15 protein-coding genes are annotated in these 16,459 nt (G+C 28.8%); 3 read left to right on the forward strand and 12 right to left on the reverse strand.

The genetic code is table 4. The features are described 5' to 3' along the window. Positions 1 to 72 precede the first annotated feature (72 nt). Complete coding sequence (locus tag SCHRY_RS02630; protein ID WP_016338920.1) at positions 73 to 1,083, forward strand: energy-coupled thiamine transporter ThiT; 1,011 nt, start codon at positions 73 to 75, stop codon at positions 1,081 to 1,083. A 16-nt stretch (positions 1,084 to 1,099) separates the two neighbouring features. Here the strand turns inward: SCHRY_RS02630 and SCHRY_RS05565 are convergent, their stop codons facing one another. The 3 genes from SCHRY_RS05565 to SCHRY_RS02645 form a co-directional block, all read right to left on the reverse strand. After that, complete coding sequence (locus tag SCHRY_RS05565) at positions 1,100 to 3,235, reverse strand: PQQ-binding-like beta-propeller repeat protein (protein WP_016338921.1); 2,136 nt, start codon at positions 3,233 to 3,235, stop codon at positions 1,100 to 1,102. A 294-nt stretch (positions 3,236 to 3,529) separates the two neighbouring features. Then, complete coding sequence (tkt, locus tag SCHRY_RS02640; RefSeq protein ID WP_016338922.1) at positions 3,530 to 5,485, reverse strand: transketolase; 1,956 nt, start codon at positions 5,483 to 5,485, stop codon at positions 3,530 to 3,532. A 56-nt stretch (positions 5,486 to 5,541) separates the two neighbouring features. Next, on the reverse strand, positions 5,542 to 6,264 hold the full coding sequence (locus SCHRY_RS02645) for an SDR family oxidoreductase (RefSeq protein ID WP_016338923.1): 723 nt from the start codon (positions 6,262 to 6,264) through the stop codon (positions 5,542 to 5,544). Between the two features lie 342 nt (positions 6,265 to 6,606). Here SCHRY_RS02645 and SCHRY_RS02650 point away from each other — a divergent pair, with 342 nt between their 5' ends. Both SCHRY_RS02650 and SCHRY_RS02655 read left to right on the forward strand, forming a co-directional pair. Continuing rightward, positions 6,607 to 7,248, forward strand: coding sequence for a hypothetical protein (locus SCHRY_RS02650; RefSeq protein WP_016338924.1), 642 nt, complete (start codon positions 6,607 to 6,609; stop codon positions 7,246 to 7,248). Then, on the forward strand, positions 7,238 to 8,443 hold the full coding sequence (locus SCHRY_RS02655) for a hypothetical protein (protein WP_016338925.1): 1,206 nt from the start codon (positions 7,238 to 7,240) through the stop codon (positions 8,441 to 8,443). The genes SCHRY_RS02650 and SCHRY_RS02655 overlap by 11 nt, the downstream gene beginning before the upstream one ends. 61 nt (positions 8,444 to 8,504) lie before the next feature. Here the strand turns inward: SCHRY_RS02655 and SCHRY_RS02660 are convergent, their stop codons facing one another. Genes SCHRY_RS02660 through SCHRY_RS02700 form a run of 9 tightly spaced genes read right to left on the reverse strand, consistent with a single transcriptional unit; the run spans position 8,505 to position 16,442 of the window. After that, positions 8,505 to 9,650, reverse strand: a complete 1,146-nt coding sequence (locus SCHRY_RS02660) for a hypothetical protein (RefSeq protein WP_236607980.1) — start codon at positions 9,648 to 9,650, stop codon at positions 8,505 to 8,507. 47 nt (positions 9,651 to 9,697) lie between these two features. Beyond that, positions 9,698 to 10,795 carry a M24 family metallopeptidase gene (locus SCHRY_RS02665; protein WP_016338927.1) on the reverse strand — a complete coding sequence of 366 codons (1,098 nt, stop codon included), beginning with the start codon at positions 10,793 to 10,795 and terminating at the stop codon, positions 9,698 to 9,700. A gap of 54 nt (positions 10,796 to 10,849) precedes the next feature. Beyond that, a complete protein-coding gene (locus SCHRY_RS02670) occupies positions 10,850 to 12,655 on the reverse strand; it encodes a 1-deoxy-D-xylulose-5-phosphate synthase (RefSeq protein WP_016338928.1) in 1,806 nt (601 codons plus the stop codon). A 12-nt stretch (positions 12,656 to 12,667) separates the two neighbouring features. After that, positions 12,668 to 13,336, reverse strand: coding sequence for a hypothetical protein (locus tag SCHRY_RS02675; protein WP_016338929.1), 669 nt, complete (start codon positions 13,334 to 13,336; stop codon positions 12,668 to 12,670). A 9-nt stretch (positions 13,337 to 13,345) separates the two neighbouring features. Further along, positions 13,346 to 13,567 (reverse strand): exodeoxyribonuclease VII small subunit, encoded by a 222-nt coding sequence (gene xseB / locus SCHRY_RS02680; protein ID WP_016338930.1) that lies wholly within the window; start codon positions 13,565 to 13,567, stop codon positions 13,346 to 13,348. Next, positions 13,551 to 14,855, reverse strand: coding sequence for an exodeoxyribonuclease VII large subunit (xseA, locus tag SCHRY_RS02685; RefSeq protein ID WP_016338931.1), 1,305 nt, complete (start codon positions 14,853 to 14,855; stop codon positions 13,551 to 13,553). The genes xseB and xseA overlap by 17 nt, the downstream gene beginning before the upstream one ends. Before the next feature lie 53 nt (positions 14,856 to 14,908). Next, complete coding sequence (locus SCHRY_RS02690) at positions 14,909 to 15,289, reverse strand: transcription antitermination protein NusB (RefSeq protein ID WP_016338932.1); 381 nt, start codon at positions 15,287 to 15,289, stop codon at positions 14,909 to 14,911. 12 nt (positions 15,290 to 15,301) lie between these two features. Next, positions 15,302 to 15,967, reverse strand: a complete 666-nt coding sequence (locus SCHRY_RS02695; RefSeq protein ID WP_016338933.1) for a hypothetical protein — start codon at positions 15,965 to 15,967, stop codon at positions 15,302 to 15,304. A 43-nt stretch (positions 15,968 to 16,010) separates the two neighbouring features. After that, positions 16,011 to 16,442: a hypothetical protein gene (locus tag SCHRY_RS02700; RefSeq protein WP_016338934.1), complete on the reverse strand. Its 432-nt coding sequence runs from the start codon at positions 16,440 to 16,442 to the stop codon at positions 16,011 to 16,013. Positions 16,443 to 16,459: the final 17 nt, after the last annotated feature.

Raw genomic sequence — 16,459 nt, forward strand, 5'->3', positions numbered from 1 at the left:
AAAATAGATATTTTATTTAATTTGAATCTCATATGTTAATTATAGTTAATTTAATGTAAGGAGATTTTTTTTATGACAATAACAAAAGAAACACAGTGAAAAAAGATTTTAATTGCTAATAAAAGTCTAGTTTTTATTTCACTAGGATTATTTTTAAGCTTTTTCATTATTTTTGTTGCGTTCAATTATGAACAATTAATTACAATCTTTCCTAGTCTTACTTTGGAAACTGTTGGTAATTTGAAAAAATTTTTAATTGCCTTTACTACCCTTGGTTTAATTTTTAATGTTTTATATACAATTAGTAGCTGGCTATGTACAAAAGATGAATATCTGAATTATAAAATGCAGTTTGTGATGCTAAATATAATAGGTTTAAATCTAATTAATTTAAGCTTTAATTGTGTGATTTATTTACGCTATCGTTCAGAAATTAAATGGGAAATAACTAACCAATCATTTTGAAAACACCTCCAAATTAAATTAGGATTTTGAAAATGACAAACATTTGATTATGTTTTAATTGCCCTTTTTGCTAGTTTTACAATCGCTCTAGGATATGTTGAAAGTTACTTTTTACCTAATCTCCCATTTGGAGGAGGATTAGCTTTAAAATATATTCCTTTAATTATCATTGCTTTTCTACATTCTAGTTTAGCTGGTTGAATAACAGGAGCTATTAGTGCTTTAATGTCATTGCTTTTTATTCAAGCAGGTTATATTATTTCCCCATGGTCATATTTATTAGATTATTTTTTGCCAATGACAACTCCAGCCCTAGCCGGGGTAATGCGCTTTGCGGTTAAAAAAGATAAAAATTATATTACCTATGTTAACTACTTTATTCTATGTATTACTATTTTTTTAATCATTTATTTATGGCAAGTAATTGGGGGTTATTTTATTTGAACAACTGCTTTTCCAGATTCAGTTTGACCAGGATATAGTAATTGACTATATAGTTTAATTTATAACTTTATTCATTTATTTATTTTTTCCTATCCCATATCGCAAGTTGTTATTCCCCTATCACTGCGAGCTTTAGCTCCTGTTTTTTGGGAACGTTATTTAAAGACTCTATAAATTGTTATACCTAATTTTATTCTCAATTCAACTGATAAATTGATGCTAATGAACCAGGTAAATCAGCAAATGATCATGTCCCGGCTAAAATAGTATCATCCGAAAGTTGAACAAGCGATTGAAGATAAGTATCAAACTTTTTCCCTTCTGGTTGTTCTACTTTTATTTTAATTGTCCCATCCTCATTCAACTGATAAATTGAATTCTTATCTGCAACCAAAATAGTATCATCCGAAAGTTGAACAAACGATTCAAGATAATTATCAAACTTTTTCCCTTCTGGTTGTTCTACTTTTGTTTTAATTGTCCCATCCTCATTCAACTGATAAATTGAATTCCCACTACTAGCTAAAATAGTGCCATTCGAAAGTTTAACAAGCGAGGAAATCCGGTCATCAAATCCTTTATTAACTACTTGTACTATGATTGTTCCATCTGGATTTAACTGATAAATTGAGCCCTTTGCTGTTCCCACCAAAATAATATTATCCGAAATTTTAACAAGTGCTGTAAGAAAGTCATCAAATTTTTTATCAGCTGGTTGTTCTACTTGTTCTATAATAGTCCCATTAGAATTCAATTGATAAATTGATTTAAGACTTGCGGCTAAAATAATATTATCCGAAATTTTAACAAGTGCTGTAAGAAAGTCATCAAATTTTTTATCAGCTGGTTGTTCTACTTGTTCTATAATAGTCCCATTAGAATTCAATTGATAAATAGTGCTGCCTCATGTTGCTGCTAATATTACATCATTTTTAATTTGTACAATAGATTCCACGTTATTATCAAATTTTTTATCAGCTGGTTGTTTTACTTTTCCTTTAATCGTTCCAATATTTGGATTAAAAACACGATAATTAACTTTAATTACATCATTATTTACAATATAATCTGTACTGTCCATTTTGACTTTAATTAACGCTTGCTTACTAGTAATAGAATCTGCAACAAATTCAATTTCATCAACATAGACTTCTGGATTTAATTCTCTAATTTTATCTATAATAGTTTCTGGCTTCTTATTTATAATATCCCCTAATTCTTGATTAGTTAAAACTTCTGCTAATAGTTTCCGATTATCACTACTAAAATATAATTTTAAAGTATCAGTTGGCAAATATCGGTCACTACTTTTAAGAACAGTTAAATCTGCTGTGACAATTTCATTAGCTCCTTGAATGTTTTTAATTTTGACCTGTCCTGTTCTTAATTCCTTATTTGCCTCAAAAATTATGGCCATTAATTCTTCTCTTTCTGGCTTTTCGTCAAGATTCACATCTGGAAAACTTCGTTGCTTTACATCAGTTGCCAATGTTACATACCTTGCCACAAAATGAACATCAACAGAAGAATTAGGATCATATAAACTACTTGATGATTTAACCCCAACTGTTGCTGAAATTTTAGTAGCATTTTTAACATACAAGTCTTCAATTTGAACTACAGAGTTCTTTACTTTAACCGCAGCTAAAATAGTTTCTTCAACATTATTGTCAATTCCCCCTAAGTCTCTATCTTTTAAATGCTCATTCAAATTAATTCGTCAATTATAATTAGGATTTTGAACGTTAATTATTTTATTTTCTAAACGACTAAAATATCAACCCAATACTCCACCCGTTGTTGCAAACAATAAAATAATTACCAAAACAATACTTAAAATCATTTTTCTAGTTTTTAGCGAATGTAATAAATTTTGGCGATTCATAATTACCATTTGCCGATTAAAATGCTTTACAATTGAAGTATTATTTTCACTAATAAGTTTTGAAGTAATATCTTGGGTTTGTTTCTTTTTAACTACTGTTAACTCATTATTATTAGCATTATGCTCTTTAATCCGATCAATTGTTGCTTGGGATAATATCAGTCTATTATTAAAAATTTTAATTTTAGATGAACCATCACCATTATATAAATCCTCTTTTCAAAAGAAAACATAAGAATCTTGTTTGCAAAAAATAAAAGCTAATGGAACAACCCCATTATCTTCATTAATACTTCGATTTTTATCAACAGTGCAAAGAAATACTTGCAAATCGTATAAGTCTTTTAATGCATTCTTTTTAGCAACGTTAATAACTTTTTTAAACTTATACTGACAACTATTACACATGCTATCAAAAAAAACTTGCACTTTGTTTTCCATATTTAATTCACCTCCAAATGATACAATAAAAAAATAACTATCTGTAATTATAAAGTATTCCTTGAAAAAAAAAAAAAAAATAGAAAAAACATTCTTATTTAGATATTTTTTGATAAATGTTGGGAAAATTAATATTATTAAAAAATAAATAATAAATACATGCAAAACTCATATTTTTTTCACTTTTAAATATATAAAAATGTTTCTTCTAACTGTTTATTTTAATAATAACCTAGCAAGATTTTTATTAAAATATTGTAGTTAAAAGAAACATTACCATAATTAATTTTTATTTTATAATCTATCAATAATTTTTTTGGTAATATTATCGACACCAATTCCAAAGTAATTAAAAACATCTTGGAATGGTCCTGATTTTCCAAAAGTATCAATTGCAATATTTAAACCATTATTTGAAGTATAACGTTCTCAACCAAATGTTGATCCTAATTCAATTGATACTTTAAAAGCTGTTGGTTCAATTAAACTTTCACGATAAGCAGCTGGCTGTTGTTCAAATAACTCTCATGATGGCATTGAAACAACTTTTACTTGTAATTTTTCTTCTTGCTCCAGTTTTTGCGCAACAGCAATTGCTAAATGCACTTCACTTCCGGTTGCTAAAATTACAATATTATTATTTGTATCTTTTCCATAAACTTTATATGCTCCTAGATTAACTTTTTCAGCACTAGTTTCACTTAATTCTGGTAAATTTTGGCGGGTAATTAAAATCGAACTTGGCGTATGTTTTGTCTGAAACGCTTGATAATATGACCCTAATGTTTCTTTAAAATCAGCTGGACGATAAACATTTAAATTCGGTTGCGCTCTTAACATGGCTAACTGTTCAATTGGTTGATGGGTTGGGCCATCTTCTCCAACAGCAATCGAATCATGAGACATAATGTAAATCACTGGCAATTCCATTAATGAACTCATGCGGATTGCTGGTTTCATATAATCAGCAAAAACAAAGAAACCACCAGCAAATGGCAATAATCCCCCATGAGCATAAATTCCATTATTGATAGCTCCCATTGCAAATTCACGAACTCCATAATTAATGTTTCGCCCAGTTAAATGGTCATGACTATAATTTCCATCCGCTCCCTTTGCTTTTGTGCTACCAGTTAAATCGGCACTACCCCCAATTCAATTTGGGCATAATTGTGAAATTCGGTCAACAATTGTCCCACTACTAATACGAGTTGCTTGTGGCTGAGTTGGAATTAAATCGGTAAAATCTTTTAAGTTAATTGTAAAATCACCATGAATTGCGCGGTCAATTTCAGCGCCGATTTCTGGAAATTCTTGGCAAAATTCTTGATAAAGCTTAATTCATATTTCGTAAGCGGTTTCACCACGTTCTTTAACATTTTTTTCAAAATCATCATAAACTTCAGTCGGAACAGCAAAGTCTTTTTCTGTTCATTCTAATCTGGATTTAAATGTTTCAATATCATGACCTAATGGGGACCCATGGACATTTGGTGTTCCTTGTTTTGTTGCCCCTTGTCCAATAATTGTTTTAACTTCAATTAAAGTTGGTTTATCACTTAATTTTGCTTGATTAATTGCTTCATCAATTGCTTGGATATCATTACCATCCTTAACTTTTAAATAGTTTCAGTTAGCAGCAACAAAACGATCAGCAATATTTTCACTTTGGGCAACAGATGTCATATTATCTAACTGAACATCATTTGAATCAAATAAAACAATTAATTTATTTAACTTTCAATGCCCCGCTAAAGATAATGCCTCTTGGGTTACGCCTTCTTGCAAATCCCCATCTCCACATAATACATAAGTATAGTGATCAAACAAGGGATATTTATCTTGATTATACTTTGCTGCTAAAAAGGTCTCTGCTAAGGCACTTCCAACCGCCATTGCAAATCCTTGCCCTAATGGCCCTGTTGTTACATCAACTCCCGGTGTTAAATGTGACTCAGGATGGCCTGGGGTAATTGAATCAACTTGACGAAAAGCTTTTAAATCATCAATTGTTAAATCAAATCCTGATAAATGTAATAATGGGTATAATAAGCCAGTCCCATGTCCAGCTGATAAAATAAAGCGATCACGATTAATTCATTTATCAACACTTGGATTAACTCGTAAATGCTTTGTAAATAGCGTATAAGCCATTGGTGCTGCTCCTAAAACAATCCCGGGATGTCCTGAATTTGCTTTATTAATTGCTTCAACTCCTAGTATTTTAATTGTATCAATTGCTTTTTTCATTTTTTTCTCCTTTGAAATTATCATAACCTGATTGAAAATTAATAATTATTAGTGAATTAGCACAAGTCATTTGTTGCTGATGTCACTAATTCTTTGATCGCAATGCGTTGTGGTAATTGATAAAGATATAACATCATTGCCGCTAAATCTTCAGCTTTTAGACCGTTATCAATTGCTTTTTTAGTTGCTTGATAACTTGCCAAAATATCAGCATTTTTGACAGAAGTTAATAAATTGGTATCAACAATAGCTGGGGCTAAAACACTAACTCGGACATTAAATGGTCCTAATTCTTTGCGAATTTCTTCACTAATAGCGTGAACAGCATATTTTGTTCCACAATAAACACTATGATTAGCAAAAGTATAACGGCCAGCGACTGATGAAACATTAATAATTGTTCCGTGCCGACGTTCTTTCATCCCATTAACAACAGCATGAATGCCATTTAAAACACCCTTAATATTAATATCAACTAAATTATATTGATCAGTTAATGGTTGATCATAAATTTTATCTAATGGCATTATTCCAGCATTATTAATTAATAAATCGGCGGGTCCATATTGTGCTTCGGCCGCTTTAATTGCTTTGTTTAAACTTTCAAAATCAGTCACATCAACTTGTGCACAAATTGCTTCTGGTAATTGCAATTGTTCTAACAATTCTTTACGCCGAGCAATTAACAGTAACGGATAACCTTCCTTACTAAAAGCAATGGCAGTTGCTTTGCCAATTCCTGATGATGCTCCTGTGATGATTACTAGTGGTTTTTTCATAATGTTTCCTCCCATGCATTTCAATTATACCGTAAAAGATGAAACAAACCTTAAAAAATTTGATAAAATAACATTAATAATTTAACTTAATTATTCCGAAAAGAGGGTAAACAAATGAAAAAATACTTATTTAAAAGTCGAGATGATGTTTTATAACTTAGTTAGGAAAAACAAGGAAAAATTTTAATAATTAATAACAATTTTATATTTATCATAAAAAAAATGGAGAGCAAAAAATGAAAAAAACTTTTTTAAATCAACATATAATTTCTGCCACAATAAATTGTTTTTCCCTGATAGTCTCAATGTTGCACTTTGATTAAAAAAGTGCGACAGATATTGATGATCGAAAAAAATTCAAATTGTGGTGTTACTTTTAAACTCATTTTTGAAATAGCTATAATCGCTTTATTAAGTAGTTTTACTTTTGTCTTAAACTTAGTTTTTCGGTTCCTTCCAGGCTTTAATTTTTTACCCTTTATGGTTATTATCACAACAATTGTTTTTCGTTATAATATTGCCCTTGGCATTATTAACATCAGTAGTATGCTACAATTTTTGTTAGCAGAAGCCATGATTGAAATGGTTTTCATCATGTTGTTATTTAATCTTTATGGGATTTTAATTTTTATCTTACGAAAATATTTGATTCGATGATGATGAATCTTAATTATCTTAATGCCAGTATTAATTTTAGGAATGCGATTAACTAATTATTTAGTATGACTTTTAATCTATAATGTTTCAACGGCAAATGTATTATTCTTAAAAAATACCTTAAAAGATGATATTTTATTTACTTTATATTTAATTTTACCCTTTACCTTATATCCGCTTTTTTGACGCGTTTTAATGTTATATCAAAATAAATGACCTTTTATTTTTAATAAATTCTTTTTAACTGTTAAGAGAGTTAATTTGTATCAACGCAAACAAAATAATAAAAATATTTTAAAACAGAAAGGAGTACCATATGAAGAATAAAATGATTCCTTGAAAAATAACCCTTTTTTGGCAAGGAGCTCTTGTGGGCACAATTTTTTCGTTATTCCCAACAATAATTTATTTTAACCTTGGATTAAACTGAATGTGACTTTTTTTACTAGTACCATTAATGATGTTTTTTATAACCCCACTTTGAATGCGGTTAAAAACAAAAATTGGTAATCAAAAAGTCTTGCAAATAAATAGTTGTTTCTTATTTATCTTTTTAATAACCCTAATGATTATTAATGCTTTTAATCCTAATAATTATTTAGCTTTATTTATTATTAATTTAATCTTAATAGGGATTTTTACCGCCGGGTTAGTTCCCTTTACTATGGAAATAACTCGTAGTTATACAATTAAAAATGAAATTAAATTTAATCCCAATCTGATTTTTAACCTGGGGTTGGTGTTATTAATTTTAATCCCCTTTCTTATTATGTTCTTAACAAAAGATCAAATGCAAAACATTATTCTTGGAAGTTATTTAGGAGTTCTTGGGTTAATTAATTTAATTTTAGTTTTAACTAATCAAGATATTAAAGGTGAAAATATTACCTTTAATTTAAAAGATACTAATTTCAAAGAACTTTTAAAAAATAAGGATTTCCAAAAATATTTATTTACAAGCAGTTTTTTAAACGGGATAATTGAATTTTTTGGTTATGTTTTACCAATTTTAGTTTTCCCAATAACGCCGACTTTAATTATTGTAATTGGGGTCTTATATTTTATTCGAAAAAGTGCTTATTTATTAGGTTATACCCTTAAGATTAATAATAACAGTTATCGGTTACTAATAACTATTATTAGTTTCATTAGCCTAGCATTGCTTTTTAGTACTTTCTTAATAACTACTTTGTTTACAAGCAACTTTTTTGCTTGACTATATTTAATTTTAGGACTTGGTTGTGGTTTTTTTGGCTTAGGATTTAGCCTTGGAATCATGCAACGTAAACAAAAAACTGAAATTAGCCAAATAGTTCCCGCTCATAACTTTAATCTAGCGATGATGGTACAACACGTTTTTGGTAATGCTATTATCAGTTTATTAATTAGTGCTATTTGTTTACCGCTATTAATTACTTTTAATGCTAATAATCTAATAATTTTAATAATTTATAGTGTTTTCGTTGGTATTGCAATTATTAGTTTGCCATTATTTCTAACAAAGCAAAAAATACGAAGTTAATTTAATTTAAGATAAAAACTCATTCAATTATGAATGAGTTTTTTTAACGTTCTATTAAAAATTATTTACGATAAATTGTAATAATATTCCCGTCTTTATTACTTTGTAAAGTTAACTCAAAAAATTGACCTGTTTTAGCAATGTTTTTAGCAACTACTTGGATAATTTTATATTCTTCATTTTGATAAAATAACATATCACCTGGTTGATAAAGTCCTTCCCCAGTTTGATCATTGATTTCGGTTTTTTCATTATAATTATAATTATTTAAATCAAAACCAACTTTTTCTTTGACAACTTCAGTTGTTCTAACTTCATCTCTAAAATTAATTTCTTGAATTTCAACTGTTCCTGTATTATCGTTCTCATCTAGTTCATTTAAGACCTTCTCGACTTTCTTACGATCAAATATTGCACTTAACGATAATTTTTTTTCGGTTTGGGGCAAACTTGTTGATAAAAATTCTTGCGTTGGAAAGTTATTAACAAAATTTTCTTCCCGTTTTGGCAAAATATATTCTTTTGGTTCTACTAAACTAACTGGGCGATTAACTACTTCTTGTTCGGTAGAAAGTTTTGGTAAAATATTTTCCCCTGGTGACTGATTTTGATCAGATATTAATTGTTCTTGTTTTTTCAAAATTCCATCTAAATCATCGTTTTTTACCGTTAAAAATGTTTGATGTGTTTTTGTTGCCACTGATTGTTTTGCACTTTTTGGTGTTATTAAACCTGTAAATTTCTTTAAAGCTTTAACATCATAATGGAGTTTAACTAAAAACTCTTGAATATCATTCATATTTTGCTTAATTTCTGCTAATAAAATTTCCTCTGGCGATGTTTTTTCTTCTTTCGCTTCTTGAACTAGTTCTCTTTTATCATTTGAATGAAAAATTATCACTAAGATTAAAATAGCAACTGCTGTTCCTAAAATTGGAACAACAATAATTAATAAAATATAACCAATTTGATAGCCAATCAAAATCATATCACTAACAGTTTGGGGAGTTACTGCAAACTTCATTGTTCAAAGATTTGCTAATGAAAATTGTAATAAATAAAATGGTGATAATAAATATTCAACCGGAGCGATTTTATCATTGTTGGGAAATAGCAACGCTTGATTCCACTGGCTTGCTAATTCCGTATTAATCATTTTGCCAGTTGTTCCTAAGATAATTAGCGACAAAACAATTACTAAGAGCATCAACAAACTGACGATGAGAAGACTAATTTTTCACTTATTTTTAAACATTATTTTAAAATCAATTTTCTATCAGATTTTGTTAATAATTCATAGCCAGTTTCTGTTACTAAAATATCGTCTTCAATCCGTACTCCACCAAGATTAGGAATATAAATCCCCGGTTCAACGGTAATAATCATCCCTGGTTCTAATGGTACTTGGCAAAAAGGAGAAACACGGGGAAATTCATGAATTTCAATTCCAACTCCATGACCTGTTGAATGAGTAAAAAATTCACCATATCCTTTACTCTTAATATAATCGCGAGCAATTTGATCAATTGCTGAAGTCAAAACCCCTGGTTTAATTGCCTTAATGGCCGCATCTTGCGCTTCATAAACAATCTGAAAAATTTCTTGCAGTTTTGCACTAGGTTGGCCAACCCCAATTGTCCGGGTTGTATCCGAACAAAACCCATTATAAATGCAACCAAAATCAATTGTAACTAAATCATTATTTTGAATTACTCGTTCTGTGGCTCGACCATGTGGTAATGCTCCTCGTTCCCCAGAAGCAACGATTGTATCAAAACTTGGTTTTTCGGCCCCTTCCCTAATAAAAGTATTAATAATCACTTGTTCAACTTCGCGTTCTGTCATGCCAGGTTTAATAACTGCTAAAACATTTTCAATAGCTAAATCCCCAATTGCACAAGCTTGCGCTAAAGCACTAATCTCCTTGTTTGTTTTAACTGCTCTTAATTCCGAAAAATCAATTGGAACTAAAGTAATTGGGGCAAGTTGTTTTTGTAAACCTTGATAATGTTGATAAGTTAAAAAATTACTTTCAAAGCCAAGGTTCTTTATATTATTAGCTATTAGTTTCTCTTTTAGCATTTGTAAAAATCCTCCGGGATTATTAGTAATCATTTCAGCAACATTTGTAACATTTTTCGCTTTTGCTTGGCCATCAGTAATATAACGACCATCTAAAAATAATGTTGTTTGGGTTTTAGCAAATAGTAAATACCCCTCTGATGACATAAATTCTGACAATCAAAAACGATTTTCTGGTGAATGAAATAAAATCCCATCTAGGTTATTTTCCACTAATTTCGCCAATAATATTTTAGTTTTATCAATTTCCTTATTAAGATAAGTTTTCATCTTTTTGTGGCTCCTTTAAATTAATCAATATTTAACAAATTAATTTTAACAGCATTATTGCTGTTTTTCTTTTTTCCCAATCAAATTTTTAATAATTGTTGTAATATCAGCAGGATAATCATTAGTTAAACCATTGGTAAAACCATAATGAACTAGATTAAACTGCTGATTATTTGGAAAACAACTAGCAATTTTACTATACAATCCTGTTTGCGCTAAAACCTCTTCAAAAATAATAATTTTTTTATATTGATGGGCAAAAATTGTTGCTAACATCGTTTCATCAATGGGATTAATGAAACGAGCATTTACCAAGTCAATGTTATCCCCTTGGCTTGTTGTAATTGCTGTTTGGGCTTTAATAATATTGTTCCCATAAGTAATAATCAAATAGTCTGCTTGCGGGGTTTTAATTTGATATTCTCAACTGCCAATCGCAAAGGGAACAAAAGTCTCAGGGGAACTAAAAGTTATCCCTGATTTTGGATAGCGAATAAAAAACGGATTTCTGTTATTATTAAGGGCTAAAACAAATAAATGCTTAAATTCTTGATCAGTTGCTGGTTGGGCAATTATCGCTAAATCTCCCATGCTATTTAAAAAACCAACATCATAAATCCCATGATGACTATCTCCATCACCTGGTGATAAACTGGCGCGATCAACTAAAAAAATAACTGGTAAATGATTACGAATAATATCATGTAAAACTTGATCATAACAACGTTGTAAAAAAGTTGAATAAATACTTACCACAACTTTTTGCCCATCAAGGCTTAATCCTGATGCCAGTGCCACAGCGTGCTCTTCAGCTAAACCTACATCAATACAGTAGTTCTTATTATTATCCATAAATTCTTCAAGATATAACGATGACTGCATCGCGGCTGAAATTAAATAAAACTTTTCTGATGCTTGATGAAAACTTTTTTCCAATTGTTGGGCAACATAATAACTTCATTCGTGATCATGCTGGCTTACTAAACTATAAGAATGATATCGCTCTTGGACTTCTTGTTCCAATCCAAACCCATATCCTTTTTTGGTGTTAACATGAACTACAACTGACCCAGAGGTTTTCTTTGCCGCTTGTAGTCCTTTTTTTAATTCCTTAAAATTATGACCATTAATGCGACCAATATAATCTAATTTAAATCCAGCAAAAATACTTGGAATCACAAAGGCGTGAATTATTTTTTCGACTAATAAATATCCCAATCAAAAAATTGTAAAGGGTGGGATATACTTCGTTACTTTCGCAATTTTAACACTCCATCGATAAAATCAACCGCGACGAACTTTGCTGACAGTAGTATGTAAAATATTAATATTTTTTGAAATACTCATCCCATTATCATTTAAAACAATAATAATTTTGTTATTAATTGTTCCTAAATGGGTCAAAGCTTCTAAAGTTAAACCATTAGTAAAAGCAGCATCACCAAGGACACAAATAATATTATTATACTTGGGATTATAACTATACCCCATCGCAATTGATAATCCTGTTCCAGCATGACCGTTAGCTAAAAAATCATATTTACTCTCTTGGGGATGTTGAAAAGCAGCTAAGCCATTGCGTAAACGAATTGTGCTAAATGTTGTTTTACGATCAGTTAAAATTTTATAGGTATAGGTTTGATGGCCAGTATCAAAAATAATAATATCATTATTATCTAAATCAAAATTCTGTAATAAACTAATTGTTAATTCAACAACTCCTAAATTACTAGCTAGATGACCCCCATTTTTTGTAACTGTTTCAATAATTTCTTGGCGAAGGTCAGCAGCTAATTCAATTAACGCTTTGGTTTTGAGGTTTTTTAAATCTTTAAAATTTGAATAATCTGCTAGCTTCATTATTTGGACTCCTTAGTATTTTTTTAAAAAGTAATTATTGCGTTGAATAAATTGATTAAAATATAATGGTGTAATTTTGGCGATAGCATATTGATATTCTCAAATAACATTTAACTTAATTTTGTAAAGATCAACATTTTCATAATCTTTAAAAATTTTTTTCATAACTGTTAAATTAATTAAAAAAGTTACTAAATAGCCATAGTTATAAAATAATTGATAATTTTCTTGTTGTAAAAATGGTTGAACATAAATTTGGGCAATAATAGAATATAGTTGGTGAAAATTATAATAACGTTCTGTCTTATCATTTAAGTTATTTTGCTCAAAAATCTTTGCTTCTCAATTAAATTCAAATTTATTATTAATTACTTTTTGACCTAAATCTTGTAATACCTTTAAAATTTGTTCTCCTTGTGCTTGGACTTTACTATTTTTAACATGCTGAAGATGATAGTAAATCAATAATAATTTAATTAACATAATACTATCAAAATAGTCTTGTTCATTTAAATTTGCTAATCGAAGTAAATAAACAAAATTTTTAATAATTAAATCTTTTTTGTCAAAAGGTTTAAAATGACGCGAAATAATTCAGTTTAATTGTAATTTATTTAACCGGTGCAAAATTTTTAGATTATTTTTTTTAAGTCATCCTTTACGTTCAAAAATTTGGGCCATCTTTAACTCCTATTCAGTCACTGAAAAGTCACTAATTTTGTTATCTTGCACAATTTTTGTTACTTTGCTTTTAATATCTTGTAATTGTTGTTCAGCTTGCTTTGTTAAATTAATCCCCTTTTCAAAATTAGCAATTGCTAAATCTAATGGTAATTGATTATTTTCAAGTTCACTAACTACTGTTTTTAACTCATCTAAAATTTCTTCAAATGATTTATTTTTTTGTTCCATTCGTTTTTTCTTCCTTCCCAACTTTATCAACTGTGGCAAAAATAATTCCATCATTAACTCTTGTGATAATTTTATCATTATTTTTAACGGCATTTGTTGTAAAAATAATTTTTTTTGATGTTTCCAAATAAGTAATACTATAACCGCGGGTAAGAGTTTTTAAGGGGCTTAATAAATCTAATTTCGCAATTAAGTTATTTTTATCATAGTTTTTTTGTTTTAAAAGATTTACTATTAAAGTTATTATTTTAGTTTCAAAATTTTTAATTTGATTTAAATTATGACTAAAAAAAGTTTCTTTTAAATGAACAAATTTATTTTCAATTAATTGATAACTATTCAATTTTTGTTCATAAATTTGCAAAGGGTTTTTTAAGACTTGATTATTTTTATATGTAAGTACTTGCTGGGCGATTTTATCAACATTGTTTTTAATAATACTAATTAAAGTTTTTTGTTGTTGTAGTAAATAACGATATAATTCTTGTTGATTCGGAGTTGCTAATTCAGCAGCAGCAGTTGGGGTTGGCGCCCGTAAATCACTGACAAAATCTGCCAAGGTAAAATCAATTTCATGCCCAATCGCTGAAATTATTGGTATTGGTGACTGATAAATTGCTTCAACAACTGCTAATTCATTAAAACTTCACAAATCTTCAATGCTTCCCCCACCACGGCCAACTATTAATACATCTAATCTAACATCAAAATTATTAGCTAACTTAATTTTATTAGCAATATCATATTTTGCCTCTTTTCCTTGGACTAAACAAGGAAATAGATAAATATTAACTTGCGGATAACGGCGATGAATTGTGGTAATAATATCCCGAATTGCCGCTCCAGTTGGGGCAGTAATAACACCAATATTTTTTGGAAATCGAGGAATTGGCTGTTTTAGGGACTGGGCAAATCACCCTTGTTGTTCTAAACGAACTTTCAATTCTTCATATTGTTGGTATAGTTCACCAACACCATCTAAAGTTAAGACATTTACTTGTAAACTATAAGTGCCATAGGGTTCATATAACTTAATTGTCCCAATCGCAACTACTTTTAAACCTTCTTTTAAACTAAATTTTAAATTTTTGGCATTAAAATTAAACATAATTGCTTTTAGTTGAGAATCTTTATCTTTAATTGTAAAATAAAGATGACCAGTACTATGGCGCGTTAGATTTGAAACTTCACCTTGAATTGCAATATTAATTAAATTATTATCTTGTTCTAACATGGTTTTCAAATATTTATTAATTTCACTAACAGTATATGTTTTAACACTAGCCATTCTTTCCCTCTTTTCTACAATTAACTTAGGATAATTTAATGGGAAATTTAACCTTAAATTTGATCAAGAACTTTATTAATATAATTAAGTTCTGTTAATTCACCATATTTTTTTAATATTTCTAATGCTTCATTAATAATAATTGCCCGGGCAACCTTTAAATATTTAATTTCATATGTACTATAAACTAACGTTGCCTTATGAAAATTACTTAGTCTTTCAAAATTTCAATCTTCAGCTAAATTTTGATTAATTAAAATGATAATCTCATCAAAATGTTCTAATAGTTGATCAAAATTATTACTTTCTTCAATAGTTGTAATACTTTGTGAAAAATCAAACGCTTCCTGACGGGTAATAGTAAGATCATGATTTAAGACAAAATGACGATATAATAAGTTAATAGCGTTTAAGCGCTCTTTTCGTTTTGACACGATAATTCTCCTTTAAATTAAATGATATAAACAATATAATCAATGTTTTTTAATCTGATGATTTTTCTTATTACTATGGATTGTTAAAATCTTATGTAAAGAAAAAATTGTTTCATCAGCTAAATAATCTGAACTAAGTTCATCATATTTTTCGATATGCTTAATTATATCACTTCCTGTTAATTCTTGGGTATTTAAAATATGAATATTACTATATTTTGTTAAGTCTTGAAAGGATGTTTGCTCAGAGTATTTTAATAATTGTAAATTAATAACACAAGTTGCTAAAAATTGTTTTTGCTGTAAAAGTTCTAACACCTGATTAATAACAAATTGTTGGGTTACAATTGGGGAAGAAATATTTTGGTTGCCGTTACTTCAAACAGGATTTGTTAAAACAAATTCCCCCTCCAGCGAGATTATTTTGGCTTTAAAAACATATAAATGTTTTCGTGTTAAGAGAATGCGGGGCAAATAATATGTTAATTTTGTTTTTTCATCATAAAACGCCACATTTTTAAAATATCAATAGTAATTAACGTTTTTTAAGTATTTTTTAACGACTTTATCTAAATCCTTATAATTTTCCGGTTTTAATTCAAGTTTTCAGGTTAATGGCGCTAATTTTAACGCTTGGCGACTCTGATTTACTTCTTTTTTTCAACGATATTTAGTCATGGCTTAGTTCTCCTTAAAGTAAAAAAGAAACATTTGTTTCTTCTTAACGGTTTTTACGTTTCGTACGTTTTTGGCGATATTCTTCTTCTTCATTATTAATTAATTGCTCAAGCAAGTTTTTATTATATTGTTGTGTTAACTCTTTTGAATATGAAAGAAGATGATCATTTAAGCGAATATGAACTTCGTCAATAATTAACGGTTCAGGAGTTTCGTTTAAATCTAAGAGGTACAATTCATTAGTAAATAAATATAAAGATTTATTATTTAACTTAATATTTTTTAATAAAACATATTCTTTACGATTTGCAATATCTGCCACTTGGTCTTCAAAATATATTCGGTAATACAAATAGTTACTATTTTCATTACGTGAATTAAAAAATAACCTTTTTTTATGACTACGATCAATACAAATTAATGATTCATCTTTAAGACGGTAAACATGTCGACTTTTAAGTTCTAATTTTGGCAAAATAATCCCTCATTTAC

This window comes from Spiroplasma chrysopicola DF-1 (assembly GCF_000400935.1).
Classification (GTDB): domain Bacteria; phylum Bacillota_I; class Bacilli_A; order Mycoplasmatales; family Mycoplasmataceae; genus Spiroplasma; species Spiroplasma chrysopicola.